This window comes from Streptomyces sp. NBC_01410 (genome assembly GCF_045040195.1).
Classification (GTDB): domain Bacteria; phylum Actinomycetota; class Actinomycetes; order Streptomycetales; family Streptomycetaceae; genus Streptomyces.
Genome location: NZ_CP109530.1, coordinates 647,214 through 661,205 on the forward strand (window position 1 = coordinate 647,214; position 13,992 = coordinate 661,205).

Consider the following 13,992-nt stretch of genomic DNA (forward strand, 5'->3'; position numbering starts at 1 on the left):
AAGGGCGATTGGCCACGAATCCGCCGTCCCGCAAAACGGTGTACGAGGTTCCGGTGCGATCGGGGGCCCGGCTTCGATGGTGAGCGGCTGAGACTTGGACCCCCGTCGACGCGCATATGTCTCCCCATGTCACCCCTATCCGCATTCGAACCCCCTCAGGCTCTTGCACCGTCCCAAGATGATGTTTGTCGGAAGGTGACAGGTGAGAGATCATCGTGCTCAGCAACGTCAAGTAGGCCAGAAGCAAAGGAAACGGCGCCGCCGGGCGACGATCCTTCGTTCTTCCGGACCGCGTACAGGGCGCGATTGCAGGACGTGGACTCCGGTAGGAGGCTGCATCGTTGACGACGGCTATGGACGGGGAGACCGGTGAGCGGAGGGGGCGGATTCAGGCTTCCCCGGGGCGCCGCGAGCTCTGGGGCTGAGGCATGAACGGGACGGACTACTACTATCCCGCTGCAGCTCTGGGCATCGCGTTCGCCGCGAAGGTGCCCGCGCTGCGGCACGGGTGGCGCAATCCCCTGGTGCGCTCGGTGTGCGCACTGATCCTGATGGCCGGCGCGGGGTTCTTCTTCGCCGCGCCGCCCACGATCACGGTCGTCAACCGCGTCATTGGCATCCCCAATGTCTCCGCGCCGCTGGTCTACGCCATCTTGTGCGCCTTCAGCTGTGCCTCTCTGGTACTGCTGGTGAACTGGCGCGGCGGCCCTACGGAAAGAATCCGTCGCACCGTCCGCGTCTGGATCGCCGGCTACAGCGTTGTCATCGTGGCTCTGTTCGTCCTGTTCGCGCTGGGAGACGCTCCCGAGGAGCGACTGCGGGACCTCGACACGCACTACGCCACGACGCCCTACATCCGCGAAATGATCCTGGTCTACCTGGCCGGTCACACGGTGTCCGCTGTCATGGTGACGGCACTGTGCTGGCGCTGGTCGCGCAAGGTAACCCGGTGGCTGAGGGCGGGCCTGGTGGTTCTGGTGGTCGGGTTCCTGCTCAACCTCGGCTTCGGCATCGCCAAGTTCATTGCTGTCATTGCCCGGTGGACCGGCAACAATCTGGACGTCTGGAGCACGAGCATCGCGCCACCGGTGGCTTCGGCCGGGGCATTGCTGACCACTGTGGGCTTCCTGCTTCCGCTCATGGCGCCCCGGCTGTCGGAGACCTGGGACGCCTGGCGTGCCTACCGATGGCTGGGGCCCCTCTGGCGCGAGCTGCGGGCCACATCAAGCGGCTCCACCGTGTCTCTGCGGCTGTCCCGCTGGTCGTCGCTGGATCTGCGCGTGACGCACCGAGAAGCGGCGATCTACGACATGCTGCTCGTCCTGGCCCCGTACTTCGACACCACGGCACGCGTCAGGGCCTACGACGCAGCACTGGAGCGAGGCAAGTCCGCCGAGGACGCAGAGGTCATCGCCGTGGCCGCGATGGTGGCCGCCACCCTGCACGCCGGTCTCCGCCAGGAGCCGCACCCACATGAGACTGCGTCGGATACTTCCGGGCCCGGCCTGAGCGCGGCGATCGGCTCGGGCCGCCGGCATCTGGCGCGGGTGTCGCGTGCCTTCGCGACGTCGCCCGTCGTCGCCGCTGCCCGTCGGCCGGCAGCGAGTCCTGAAGGTCTGTCCGTATGAGACGACCCAAGGGTGCGCCGCGCGCCGACGGACGGCGCATTCCGATGCCGACAGGCCTCGTCTTGCTGACCGCGCAGCGCCGGCCCGCGTCGTGAGGACAGTCACGACGAGTGTGGTCCGGCCACTAGGCCGTGCTTTAGAACTCCCGCCTGGCTCGCGGCGTCTGGCACGCACACTCGCTGCGTTGTCGGATTCATCCAAGTACGTCCAGTACGAGGATGATCTCCCCCAGACTTCGTCCGGGGGTGCCCCCACCGCCTTGCGATTGCACGCACCAAACGCCGCGAGCCCAGCCCTACGGGCGGACGGCGCTCGTTCTAGAACACGGCCTAGCCCTGGCACCATTCAGGCAACGCCCCACCAGCCAAGCAGGACGGGGCAGTTCGTCTCATCACCTACGATTCGCGAAGGAGGTCGGCCGACCATGGAGGGCTTGAGCTTCTACATACCGGGCGCAGTGATGCTCACGGCTTTTCTCCTGAAGCTGCCCGCCCTGCGCCGGAACCCGGACGACACGCTCCTGCGCTCGGTGTCCGGCCTGCTGCTGGTTGCCAGCTTCGTCTTTCTCTTCGCCGCACCGTCCACGATCGCGGCCGTGAACCGCATCACCGGGATACCGAACTTCTCCGCACCGCTGGTCTACTGCATCCTGACCGCGTTCAGCGGCGCCTGCCTGGTCCTCGTCATCAACTGGCGGGGCGGGCCTCCCGAACAGACCCGACGCACCTCCCGCCTCAGCATTGCGGCCTACAGCCTCGTGGTCGTGGCGCTGATCGTCCTGTTCGCGCTCGGGGACGCGCCGGTGGAACGGCTACGGGACCTGGACACGTACTACGCCAACACGCCGTTCATCCGCGAGATGATCGTCCTGTATCTGCTGGCCCACACGGTCGCGGCCGTCGTCATGACGGTGCTGTGCTGGCGGTGGTCACGGCGCGTCGGACGCATGCTGCGGTACGGACTGAGGCTCATCGTCTTCGGCTATCTGCTCAACCTCGGCTTCGACGGCGTCAAGTTCGCCGCCATGGGCGCCCGCTGGGCCGGCCACGACTGGGACGGGCTCAGCACCAACGTCGCCCCGCCCCTGGCGCAGGTGTCCGCACTCCTGATCGGCACCGGCTTCGTTTTCCCCCTCATCGGTCACCGGATCAGCGTCGGCTGGAGCAGCGCCGTGCGCTACCGGCGGCTGGGGTACCTGGCCCGCGCGCTGAACAGCGCGGCCAGCTCCATGTCGGCAAGCGTGACCATCGGGCGATGGGCGTCCCTGGACCTGCGCCTCATGAAACGCGAGGCCGCCATCCACGACCGGATTCTCGCCCTGACGCCCTACTTCGACCACAGCATCCACACCGACACCTACGCCGCAGCACTGGCGCAGGGACAGACAGACGATCTTGCACAGAGCGTGGCGGACGCCGCCATGATCGCGGCGGCCAGCACGGCACAGGCAGCGAACCCGGGCCGCAACAGCCTCGCCACGCCCGAAAGGGCCCGGCAGCCGTCCAGGACAGCGGACGATCTCGTGCAGATGTCCCATGCCGTGCGCCGCTCGCCACTCGTCCATGAAGCGTGCCGCCGTGCGGCCCTGACTGAGAGCAGCACCCCATGAGCGAACCTTCCAGACCCCGCCGGGCCGGCGCCCCCCGCCGGGCCGTGGTGATCGGAGGAGGGCTCGGCGGCATGCTCGCCGCCGCGGCCTGCAGTTCCCACGTCGACGAAGTCACCGTCGTGGAACGCGACTTGCTGCCCAGCCGGCCCGCCCCGCGAAAGGGTCTCCCCCAGGCACGCCACGCCCACATGCTGTGGTCCGGTGGAGCCGACGCCATCGAGACCCTCGTCCCGGGCGTGATGAGCCAGCTGCGCGACGCAGGCGCCCGGCGCATAGCCCTGCCCACCGACATGGTGTCGCTTTCGCCGGAGGGCTGGTACCGGCGCTGGCCCGAATCGCACTATCTCATCGCCTGCAGCCGAGACCTCCTGGACTGGGCGATACGCGACCGGGTCCTGCGCGACAAGCGCATCCGGGTACTGTCCCAGGCCGAACTGCTGGGTCTGACCGGCAGTGCGGGGCGCGTTGACGGAGTCCGCGTCCGGCTGACGGACGGATCCGAGCAGCGCCTGGACGCCGACCTCGTCGTCGACGCCAGCGGCCGCTCCTCCCGCGGTCCGCACTGGCTGAAGGACCTCGGGGTCGGCCCCGTGCGCGAGCTCACCATCGACGCGGGCGTGGTGTATGCGAGCCGGGTCTACCGGGCCCCGAAGGGCACCGAGGCATTCCCGGTCGTCAATATCCAGGCCGATGCCCGACTCCCCCAGCCGGGACAGGTCGCCACGATCATCCCGATCGAAGACCAGCGATGGCTGGTGAGCCTCTCAGGCACCCGCGGCGGTGAGCCCACCGACGACGACTCCGCCTACCTCGACTTCGCCCGTGGCGTCCGGCATCCCCTGGTGGGTGACATCCTCTCCCGGACCGAGCCCCTGAGCGACATCGTCGTGACGCGCAGCACCATCAACCGGCGCCGCCTCTTCGAGAAGCTCAAGAAGGCCCCCGAAGGCTACGTGGCGATCGGCGACGCGGTCGCCGCGCTCAACCCCGTCTACGGGCACGGCATGTCCGTCGCCGCGCTGGGCGCCCTCGCACTGCGCGCCGAGCTCCGGCGGACAGGAATCTCCGCCCCGGGCCTGGCCGGCCGGGCCCAGCGCGCCATCTCACGGCCCACGAGCGCGGCGTGGACCCTCGCCACCGGACAGGACATCTACTTCCCCGGCTCGCGCGGCAAAACCCCCAACGCGGTCGACCGGGTCCTGAGCCGCTACGTCAACCGGCTCATCGAGACGGCCACCGGCTCCTTCTACATGGCCAAGGCGCTCAGCGACGTCATGACGCTACAGGCCGGTGTCGAGCGCCTGGTCCGCCCCGGCGTGATCCTCTCGGCCCTGCGCGGTCCCCGCAGACCGCAACTGGAGAAACCGCCCCTCACCAACGAGGAATTCGCAGCGCTGGAACCCGGCGACCGCGATTCGGGCGCCACGCCGGTCGCGGAGAACCGCTGAGTCGGACCGCGGTTCGGCGACCGCCACCTGTGGGGGGCGCAGGACGTGGTCGCCGATGTCGCTGCGGGCCGGGGAGGCCATGAACGTCATCCGGGCGGTTCATCCCGCGCTCCCCTCCTGCTTGTCGTCGTCGACGATCTCGGCGTCGACGACCTCGTCCTCAGCCTTGTTCTCGTCCTGGGCCTTGGCCTGCTCGCCGGCGGGGGTGCCGGAGGCGGGGGCGCCTTCGGCCTGCGCCCTGGCGTACATCGCCTGGCCGAGCTTCTGGCTGACCGCGGCGACCTTCTCGGTCGCAGTGCGGATCTCGGCCGTGTCCTCGCCCTTGAGCTTCTCCTTCAGCTCGGTGAGCGCGGTCTCGACCTCGGTCCTGACGTCACCGGGGACCTTGTCCTCGTTGTCCTTGAGGAACTTCTCGGTCTGGTAGACGAGCTGCTCGCCCTGGTTGCGGGACTCGGCGGCCTCGCGGCGTCGGTGGTCCTCCTCCGCGTGCCGCTCCGCTTCGCGGACCATCCGGTCGATGTCGTCCTTCGGCAGCGAGGAGCCGCCGGTGACGGTCATCTTCTGCTCCTTGCCCGTGCCCAGGTCCTTCGCGGTCACGTGCATGATGCCGTTGGCGTCGATGTCGAAGGCGACCTCGATCTGCGGGACCCCGCGCGGGGCCGGCGGCAGACCGGTCAGCTCGAACATCCCGAGCTTCTTGTTGTACGCCGCGATCTCACGCTCGCCCTGATAGACCAGGATCTGCACGGACGGCTGGTTGTCCTCGGCCGTCGTGAAGATCTCCGAGCGCCTGGTCGGGATCGTGGTGTTGCGCTCGATCAGCTTGGTCATGATGCCGCCCTTGGTCTCGATACCCAGGGACAGCGGGGTCACGTCGAGGAGCAGGACGTCCTTGACCTCACCCTTGAGGACACCCGCCTGCAGCGAAGCGCCAATGGCGACGACCTCGTCCGGGTTCACACCCTTGTGCGGATCCTTGCCCGTGAGCCCTTTGACGAGCTCGGTCACGGCGGGCATCCGGGTCGAGCCGCCGACCAGAATCACATGGTCGATGTCGCTGACCTTGATCCCCGCATCCTTCACCGCGCTGTGGAACGGGGTCTTGCAGCGCTCGAGCAGATCCTCGGTGAGCTGCTGGAACTGAGAACGTGTGAGCTTCTCGTCCAGGTGCAGCGGGCCCTCGGCCGACGCGCTCAGATACGGCAGGTTGATGTTCGTCTCGGTCGCCGCCGACAGCTCGATCTTCGCCTTCTCGGCGGCCTCACGCAGCCGTTGCGTGGCCATCTTGTCCTTGGACAGGTCGATGCCGTACGCGTTCTTGAACTGCTTGGCCAGATGATCCACGATGCGCTGATCCCAGTCGTCACCGCCCAGGTGCGTATCGCCATTGGTGGCTTTGACCTCGACGACCCCTTCGCCGATCTCCAGCAGCGACACGTCGAAGGTGCCGCCACCGAGGTCGAAAACCAAAATGGTCTGGTCGTTCTCCTTGTCCAGGCCATAGGCCAGCGCGGCCGCGGTCGGCTCATTGATGATGCGCAGCACCTTCAGGCCCGCGATCTCGCCTGCCTCCTTGGTGGCGGTGCGCTGGGAGTCGTTGAAGTACGCCGGGACAGTGATGACGGCGTCCGTCACGTCCTCGCCCAAGTACGCCTCGGCATCGCGCTTGAGTTTCTGGAGTACCCGGGCGGAGATCTCCTGCGCCGTGTAGCGCTTGCCGTCGATGTCGCCGCTGTCGGGGAAACGCCAGTCCGCCTCGCCCATGTGGCGTTTGACCGACCGTGCGGTGCGATCGATGTTGGTGACCGCCTGCCGCTTGGCGACCTCACCCACCAGTACGTCGCCGCTCTTCGCGAAGCCGACCACCGACGGGGTCGTGCGGGCGCCCTCGGTGTTGGTGATGACGGTGGGCTCACCGCCCTCCAGAACGCAGACCACCGAGTTCGTGGTTCCCAGGTCGATACCTACCGCGCGCGCCATGGCCTTCTCCTCACCCAGCCGTCCGTGCAGGTCACAGGTGCTCTCACCTGCCGATATGGAGCAAACCTCCTCAGATCCTGCTTAAGACGTCATCGTGCGCCTGTCAAGATGTCCCCGTTCAGGGCATATAGGCAACCCCGCCGCTCCGACCCCCTCGTGTCATTGGGTGCGCCGCAGGTAATCTTCTCCCCTTCTATTTACATCTCTTTCGCCTAATTCGACCTATAATGAGGCGTTCTGATCCGCCCTGGTCTGGCGACCCTTCGGACCGGTGCTGGATGGATGATCACCGCCCACCGGGCCATCGTCCGTCACGGCTGCACCTGGAACCGGTCACCACCGGACAGGGGGTGCACCGCCATGACGGCCCCCATAGAGGTCACCGGCTCAGCCGCCGAGGCGCAGCCGGAGTCCGTGCTGTCCGGGATGGGCGAGGCGATCGAGGGCCGGTCGCTCGGGCAGATCGCGTGGATGCGGTTCAAGCGTGACAAGGTCGCGGTCGCGGGCGGCATCGTCGTTCTCTGCCTGATGGTGCTGGCAGTCTTCGCCAAGGTCATCGAATCCGTCTTCAAGCTCGATCCGAACGCCTTCCACCAGAATCTGATCGACCCGGTGCTGCTCAGGCCCAAGGGGGCCTGGGGCGGGATCAGCTGGGACCATCCCCTCGGCGTCGAGCCGCAGTTCGGCCGCGACCTGCTCGCGCGGATCATCGAAGGCGCATGGGTGTCGCTGGCGGTCGCGTTCGGCGCGACCGTGCTGTCGGTGACCCTCGGCACGGTGCTGGGCGTGGCCGCCGGCTATTACGGGGGCTGGGTCGACACCGTGATCAGCCGCCTCATGGACATCTTCCTGGCCTTCCCGCTGCTGCTCTTCGCGATCGCGCTGTCAGCCTCGCTGCAGGGCGGCGCCTTCGGACTGCACGGGCTGACGCTCCACATCAGCGTGCTGATCTTCGTGATCGGTTTCTTCAGTTGGCCCTATATGGGCCGCATCATTCGCGGCCAGACGCTTTCGCTGCGCGAGCGCGAGTTCGTCGACGCGGCACGCACCCTCGGCGCCCGGGGGCCGCACATCCTGTTCAAGCAACTGCTGCCGAATCTCGTCGCACCGATCATCGTCTACTCGACGCTGCTGATCCCGACGAACATCCTCTTCGAGGCCGGTCTGAGCTTCCTCGGCGTCGGCATCCAGCCGCCGCAGGCGTCCTGGGGCGGCATGCTCAACCAGGCCATCAGCCTCTACCAGGCGGATCCGTGGTTCATGCTGGTCCCGGGTCTGGCGATCTTCATCACTGTCCTGGCATTCAACCTGCTCGGCGACGGACTCCGGGACGCCCTGGACCCGCGGAGCAAGTGATGCGCGTACCGAATCCCGTCTCAGGCGAGGGGAGCTCGTCATGAGGACATCAAAGTCCACAGTCGTTCTTGCGGGGGCCGCAGTCGCGGCGCTGGTTGTGTCAGGGTGCGGCGGAGGCAATGGCGGTGGGGGATCGACGGAGAAAGCCCCCGCCTACAACGCCGGCATCACCGGCGTGGTCAATCCCTCCGACCACAAGGGCGGGACAGTGGCGTACCAGCTGTCGAGCACACCGGACTCGATGGACCCCGGCAACACCTACTACGCCTTCATGTGGGACTTCTCCCGGATCTACGCGAGGGCGCTGACCACCTTCCAGCCGGCACCCGGCAACGCTGGTCTGAAGCTCGTGCCGGACCTCGCGGCGGAGCTCGGCACGCCCAGTGACAACGGCAAGACCTGGACGTACCACATCCGTCCGGGCCTGAAGTTCTCCGACGGCACACCGATCACGACCAAGGACGTCAAGTACGCCATCGAGCGCAGCAACTACGCGCCCGAGGTCCTGTCCAACGGGCCCACGTACTTCAACGCGTATCTGGTGAACAACACCCCCGAGTACCAGGGGCCGTACAAGGACAAGACCGGCGACGTGAAGTCCATCGAGACGCCTGATGACACCACCATCGTGTTCCACCTCAGCCAGCCGTTCGCTGACTTCGACTACCTGGTCAGCAGTCCGCAGACGGCTCCGGTCCCGCGGGCCAAGGACACCGGCTCGGACTATGTGAAGAACGTGATCTCCTCCGGCTCGTACATGTTCCAGAGCTACCAGGACGGCAAGGGCGCAACGCTGGTGAGGAACCCGCAGTGGAACGCATCATCCGACCCGATCCGCAAGCAGCTCCCGGACAAGATCACCGTCCAGTTCAACATCGCCCAGACCACGATCGACCAGAACCTGATCGCCGGTAACGCGACGCTGGACATCGCGGGCGCAGGCATAGCGGCGCAGACCCAGGCCACCGTCCTCACCAACCCGACCCAGAAAGGCCACGTCGACGACGCGCAGAATGGCGCCCTAGCCTATGTGGCGATATCCACCGCCGTGAAGCCGTTCGACAATGTTCACTGCCGTAAGGCGATGGAGTACGCCATCGACAAGGTCTCCGCGCAGACCGCGACCGGCGGCGACATCCGCGGTGACATCGCCACGACGATCCTGCCGCCCACGGTCTCCGGACATGTCACGTACGACCTGTACAAGACCCCTGGCAACAAGGGAGCGAACTCGCCGGAGGGCCTCGCCGCGGCCAAGAACGAGCTCAGCCAGTGCGGTCACCCGAACGGCTTCTCCACCAACCTCTCCGCCCGGGCCGACCGGCCCAACGAAGTCGCGATCGCCCAGGCCGTCCAGGCATCGCTCAAGAAGATCGGGGTCAACGTCGGCATCCAGCAGTACCCGTCGGGCAAGTACTTCACCGACAACGCGGGCGCTCCCGCGTTCGTCCACTCGCACGGCCTCGGCCTGATGATGATGGCGTGGGCCGCCGACTGGCCGACCGGTTACGGCTTCCTCCAGCAGATCATCGACGGCACGGCCATCAAGGCGTCCGGTAACAGCAACCTGTCCGAGCTGAATGACCCCGCCATCAACAAGATGCTCGACGTGGCCATCGGCAACACCGACAACGCGGCCCGCATCAAGGCGTGGGGTGACATCGACAAGGCAGCGATGCAGCAGGCACCCCTGGTGCCTCTGCTGTACCGCAAGGGCCCGCTCTACCGCCCGGCCGACGCGACCAATGTGTTCGTCACCCCGGCCTACGGCATGTACGACTACCTGAACGTAGGCGTCAAGTAGCCCGTGGCGGACGCCCACCGTACCGGAACGGAGGAGCTGAGGAGGTGAAGGGCGAGGCGCCCGCCGACCGGGCCGAGGTCCGGCCGGCAGGGGCCGCGCCGCCCAACCGTGGGTGCGTACATCATCCGGCGCGTAGCGGCGGCGGTGATCCTGCTGTTCGTCGTAACGGCCATCACCTTCGCGATCTTCTTCCTGGTGCCCCGGCTGGCCGGCGAGACCAGCACCCAGCTGGCGGCTCAGTACGTCGGCCGCGACCCCAGTCCTGAGGCGCTGGCCGCCGTCCAGAAGAACCTCGGCTTCGACCAGCCTCTGTACACGCAGTACTGGCAGTTCGTGCACGGGATCTTCGCCGGCCGCACGTTCCACTACGGGCCAGACGCGTCCTACTGCCAGGTGCCGTGCTTCGGTTACTCGTTCAAGAGCCACCTGCCGGTCTGGCCGCAGATCACCGAACGCATCCCCGTGACGCTGTCACTGGCGGTGGGGGCGGCGATCATCTGGCTGATCAGCGGTGTGTCGATCGGCGTGCTGTCGGCGCTCAAGCGCGGCTCGATCTTCGACCGGCTCTCCATGGGCATCGCGCTCGCAGGCGTCTCGCTGCCGATCTTCTTCACCGCGCTGGTTTCGCTGGCACTGTTCAGCTACAAGTGGTCGATCTTCCCGAACCTGCAGTACGTGCCCTTCACCTCGGACCCGCTGATGTGGGCGAAGAATCTGGTGCTGCCCTGGGTCACCCTCGCCTTCTTGTACTCGGCGCTGTACGCCCGGCTCACCAGGGCAGGCATGTTGGAGACGATGAGCGAGGACTACATCCGCACCGCACGAGCCAAGGGGCTGAGCGAACGGACGGTGGTCATCAAGCATGGTCTGCGCTCCGCGCTCACCCCGATCATCACGATCTTCGGCCTCGACATCGGTCTGCTGCTCGGCGGCGCCGTACTCACCGAGACCGCCTTCTCGCTGCCCGGCGTCGGGCAGTACGCGGTGCAGGCGATCACCGACAACGACCTGCCGAAGATCATGGCCGTGACCACGCTGGCCGCCTTCTTCATCGTCGTGGCCAACCTCGTGGTGGATGTGCTCTACGTCGCCGTCGACCCCCGGGTGAGGTACTCATGAGCCGCGAACCTCGCGAACAGCCGCCGATGGGGGTGCCCATCGGCGGTGTGGAGGCTGGCCGCGGCGCCCCGCCCGGTACCGGCTTTCTCCAAGTTCGCGACCTGCGCATCCACTTCGACACCGACGACGGCCTGGTCAGGGCGGTGGACGGCATTTCCTTCGAGCTCGAGCGCGGCCGGACGCTGGGGATCGTCGGCGAGTCCGGGTCCGGCAAATCGGTGACCTCACTGGGCATCATGGGCCTGCACCGCACGCTCAAGGCCAAGATCTCCGGCGAGATCTGGCTGGACGACGAAGAACTCATCTCCGCCCCTCCCGAACGCGTGCAGCACCTGCGGGGCCGCAAGATGGCGATGATCTTCCAGGACCCGCTGACCGCGATGCACCCCTTCTACACAATCGGCGCCCAGATCACCGAGGCCTACCGGGTGCACCACCCCAAAGCGAGCCGCAAGGAGGCCCGCCTGCGGGCGGTGGAGATGCTCGAACGGGTGGGCATCCCCCAGCCCGCGACCCGCGTCGACGACTATCCGCACCAGTTTTCCGGCGGTATGCGCCAACGAGCCATGATCGCCATGGCTCTGGTCAACGATCCCTCGCTGCTGATCGCGGACGAGCCGACGACCGCACTCGACGTCACCGTCCAGGCGCAGATCCTGGACCTCATCCGCGAGCTGCAGCAGGAGTTCGGCTCCGCAGTGATCATCATCACCCACGACCTGGGGGTGGTGGCCGAGTTGGCCGACGACATCCTGGTGATGTACGCCGGCAAGTGCGTGGAGAAGGGCCAGGCCAAGCAGCTGTTCACGGCGCCCGAGCATCCGTACACCTGGGGCCTGCTGGGCTCCATGCCGCGCATGGACCGCGAAATGCAGGCGCGGCTGATCCCGATCGCCGGAAACCCGCCGAGCCTGATCAGACTGCCGCGCGGATGCGCGTTCCACCCGCGCTGCCCCTTTGCCGACCGCAACGGTGACAAGTCCCTCACGGAGGTCCCCGAGCTCACCGACGCGTCGGGCACCGGCCATCTCGTGGCCTGCCATCTGCTGCCCGAGGAACGGCGCCGGATCTTCGCCAAGGAAGTGGCGCCCCGGCTGTGAGGCCGGACGAAGGAGGTGGAGGACTCATGGGTCCCACGCAGACCACCGATCACGAGCCCCTGCTCAACGTCCAGGGACTGGTGAAGCACTTCCCCATCACCCAGGGCCTGCTGCGCCGTCAGGTCGGCGCGGTGCGGGCCGTGGACGGCATCGACTTCAGCGTGCTGCCCGGGGAGACGCTGGGCGTGGTCGGTGAGTCGGGCTGCGGCAAGACCACGACCGGGCGGCTGATCATCCGGCTCCTCGAGCCCACCGCAGGGAAGATCGAGTTCGAGGGGCACGACATCACGCACCTGTCGCCGGGCGCGATGCGGCCCCTGCGTAAGGACATCCAGATGATCTTCCAGGATCCGTACTCCTCCCTCAACCCCCGGCACACCGTCGGCACGATCGTCGGCGCCCCCTTCCGGCTGCAGAAGGTGGAGACGGAGCACGGAGTGAAAAGCGCCGTCCAGGACCTGCTGGAACTGTGCGGGCTCAGCCCCGAGCACTACAACCGCTACCCGCACGAGTTCTCCGGCGGCCAGCGGCAACGAATCGGCGTGGCCAGGGCGCTGGCACTGCGGCCGAAGATGATCGTGGCCGACGAGCCGGTATCGGCGCTGGACGTCTCCATCCAGGCCCAGGTGGTCAACCTGCTGGACGATCTCCAGGAGGAGCTGGGCCTCACCTACGTGATCATCGCGCACGACCTGTCGGTCATCCGGCACGTCTCCACGAGGGTGGCGGTGATGTACCTGGGAAAGGTGGTGGAGATCGGCGGCAAGGAGTCGCTGTACAGCGGGCCCATGCACCCCTACACGGTGGCACTGATGTCCGCGGTCCCCGTCCCGAACCCCGAGCGCCGCACCAAACGCGAACGGATCCTCCTCACCGGCGACGTGCCCTCGCCCGTGAACCCACCGCCCGCGTGCCGTTTCCACACCCGCTGCTGGAAGGCGCAGGACATCTGCCGGATGCAGGAACCGCCGCTGCGAGAGCTGAAGTCGGGACACCTGGTGGCCTGCCACTTCCCGGAGAACATCTCTGACGAAGCCGACTAGGGAGTGTCCAGTGGGGCGCTATCGCGCGGTTGATGCCCAGTCGCGGCTGCCTGTCCCAGGAACGCCGCGGCAGTCGCCACGAACCGGTCGGGATCGTGGAGCCACGGGAAGTGTCCGGCTCCGGGCTGAATGACGAGCTCGGCGTTCGGGAACAGCCCGGCGAACTCGGCCATCGCGGGAGGCGGAGAATTCAGATCGCCCTCTCCGGCGAGCAGCAATACCGGCGCCTCGAACAGGGCGAGTGCGGCCCGGGTGGCTGCCGGGTCGTATGCGCCTTCGGCGCCGAAGGCGGCCGCCGCCGCCATGTTCTTCTGCCCGGCCTCAGCAGCCTGATGGGCTTGAGCCTCCTCGTCCCAGCGGCCATAGGCGAAGGGCGCGATGGCCTGCCAGGAGTCGTCCGTCGCCTTGCCGGAAATGATCGCCTCCAAGGCCGCGAACGCCGCGGGGAACCACGGCTCGTCCTTGTGGAGCTGCGCAGTCTCGCGCCGGACGTCTCCTGAGGCCGCGACCCCGACGGCCATGGGACCCGGCGTGATCAACGCGAGCTTGCTGACCCGTTCCGGGTGGCGTTCCACATACAGCGCGGCCAGATTCGCGCCGCCGGAATGCCCGAGCAGGTCCATCTTCTCCAGGCCGAGGTGCTCGCGCAGAGCGTCCACGTCAGCGACAAGGTGGTCGCAACGGTAGGAGGCGGCGTCCTCGGGTATCGCGGACTGGCCGGTGCCCCGGAGATCCAGCATGATCAACTGCCGGTGCGCGGAAAGGCCGCCGAGGTCGCCGAGGTATGCGGAGGCCTGCATCGGCCCCCCGGGCAGGCAGACCACAGGAGCGCCGCCACCGGACACGTGGTAGGCAAGCTCGGTTCCGTCAGGGGCGGAGAAGGTAGGCATGGCCAAGACCCTGTC

Annotated in this window: 10 protein-coding genes; 8 read left to right on the forward strand and 2 right to left on the reverse strand. The window is 67.3% G+C overall.

What is annotated here, in order from left to right; all coding sequences use genetic code 11:
- Positions 1 to 428 precede the first annotated feature (428 nt).
- The 3 genes from OG741_RS03030 to OG741_RS03040 all read left to right on the forward strand — a co-directional run bounded on the left by OG741_RS03030 (position 429) and on the right by OG741_RS03040 (position 4,685).
- Complete coding sequence (locus tag OG741_RS03030; RefSeq protein ID WP_405594836.1) at positions 429 to 1,628, forward strand: MAB_1171c family putative transporter; 1,200 nt, start codon at positions 429 to 431, stop codon at positions 1,626 to 1,628.
- Between the two features lie 424 nt (positions 1,629 to 2,052).
- Positions 2,053 to 3,237 carry an MAB_1171c family putative transporter gene (locus OG741_RS03035; RefSeq protein WP_405594838.1) on the forward strand — a complete coding sequence of 395 codons (1,185 nt, stop codon included), beginning with the start codon at positions 2,053 to 2,055 and terminating at the stop codon, positions 3,235 to 3,237.
- On the forward strand, positions 3,234 to 4,685 hold the full coding sequence (locus OG741_RS03040) for an FAD-dependent oxidoreductase (RefSeq protein ID WP_405594840.1): 1,452 nt from the start codon (positions 3,234 to 3,236) through the stop codon (positions 4,683 to 4,685). Before OG741_RS03035 ends, OG741_RS03040 begins: the two co-directional genes overlap by 4 nt.
- 99 nt (positions 4,686 to 4,784) lie before the next feature.
- Here the strand turns inward: OG741_RS03040 and dnaK are convergent, their stop codons facing one another.
- The gene (gene dnaK / locus OG741_RS03045; protein WP_405594842.1) at positions 4,785 to 6,665 is read right to left on the reverse strand and encodes a molecular chaperone DnaK; all 1,881 of its coding nucleotides are present in this window, start codon (positions 6,663 to 6,665) and stop codon (positions 4,785 to 4,787) included.
- A 360-nt stretch (positions 6,666 to 7,025) separates the two neighbouring features.
- Between dnaK and OG741_RS03050 the strand changes: the two genes are divergently transcribed.
- The 5 genes from OG741_RS03050 to OG741_RS03070 all read left to right on the forward strand — a co-directional run bounded on the left by OG741_RS03050 (position 7,026) and on the right by OG741_RS03070 (position 13,087).
- Positions 7,026 to 8,021, forward strand: coding sequence for an ABC transporter permease (locus tag OG741_RS03050; RefSeq protein ID WP_405594844.1), 996 nt, complete (start codon positions 7,026 to 7,028; stop codon positions 8,019 to 8,021).
- Between the two features lie 40 nt (positions 8,022 to 8,061).
- On the forward strand, positions 8,062 to 9,825 hold the full coding sequence (locus OG741_RS03055; protein WP_405594846.1) for an ABC transporter substrate-binding protein: 1,764 nt from the start codon (positions 8,062 to 8,064) through the stop codon (positions 9,823 to 9,825).
- Between the two features lie 108 nt (positions 9,826 to 9,933).
- Positions 9,934 to 10,944 (forward strand): ABC transporter permease, encoded by a 1,011-nt coding sequence (locus OG741_RS03060; RefSeq protein ID WP_405594848.1) that lies wholly within the window; start codon positions 9,934 to 9,936, stop codon positions 10,942 to 10,944.
- The gene (locus OG741_RS03065; RefSeq protein ID WP_405594850.1) at positions 10,941 to 12,044 is read left to right on the forward strand and encodes an ABC transporter ATP-binding protein; all 1,104 of its coding nucleotides are present in this window, start codon (positions 10,941 to 10,943) and stop codon (positions 12,042 to 12,044) included. Before OG741_RS03060 ends, OG741_RS03065 begins: the two co-directional genes overlap by 4 nt.
- Positions 12,045 to 12,070: 26 nt before the next feature.
- Positions 12,071 to 13,087 (forward strand): ABC transporter ATP-binding protein, encoded by a 1,017-nt coding sequence (locus OG741_RS03070; protein WP_405594852.1) that lies wholly within the window; start codon positions 12,071 to 12,073, stop codon positions 13,085 to 13,087.
- Here the strand turns inward: OG741_RS03070 and OG741_RS03075 are convergent.
- Positions 13,084 to 13,977: an alpha/beta fold hydrolase gene (locus OG741_RS03075; protein WP_405594854.1), complete on the reverse strand. Its 894-nt coding sequence runs from the start codon at positions 13,975 to 13,977 to the stop codon at positions 13,084 to 13,086. The genes OG741_RS03070 and OG741_RS03075 overlap by 4 nt on opposite strands.
- Positions 13,978 to 13,992 lie beyond the last annotated feature (15 nt).

What these genes read in the sequence shown, in the direction of transcription:
- dnaK (WP_405594842.1), bottom strand. Translation starts at nt 6,665, where the DNA reads ATGGCGCGCGCGGTAGGTATCGACCTGGGAACCACGAACTCGGTGGTC.
- OG741_RS03070 (WP_405594852.1), top strand. Translation starts at nt 12,071, where the DNA reads ATGGGTCCCACGCAGACCACCGATCACGAGCCCCTGCTCAACGTCCAG.
- OG741_RS03055 (WP_405594846.1), top strand. Translation starts at nt 8,062, where the DNA reads ATGAGGACATCAAAGTCCACAGTCGTTCTTGCGGGGGCCGCAGTCGCG.
- OG741_RS03040 (WP_405594840.1), top strand. Translation starts at nt 3,234, where the DNA reads ATGAGCGAACCTTCCAGACCCCGCCGGGCCGGCGCCCCCCGCCGGGCC.
- OG741_RS03050 (WP_405594844.1), top strand. Translation starts at nt 7,026, where the DNA reads ATGACGGCCCCCATAGAGGTCACCGGCTCAGCCGCCGAGGCGCAGCCG.
- OG741_RS03035 (WP_405594838.1), top strand. Translation starts at nt 2,053, where the DNA reads ATGGAGGGCTTGAGCTTCTACATACCGGGCGCAGTGATGCTCACGGCT.
- OG741_RS03075 (WP_405594854.1), bottom strand. Translation starts at nt 13,977, where the DNA reads ATGCCTACCTTCTCCGCCCCTGACGGAACCGAGCTTGCCTACCACGTG.
- OG741_RS03065 (WP_405594850.1), top strand. Translation starts at nt 10,941, where the DNA reads ATGAGCCGCGAACCTCGCGAACAGCCGCCGATGGGGGTGCCCATCGGC.
- OG741_RS03030 (WP_405594836.1), top strand. Translation starts at nt 429, where the DNA reads ATGAACGGGACGGACTACTACTATCCCGCTGCAGCTCTGGGCATCGCG.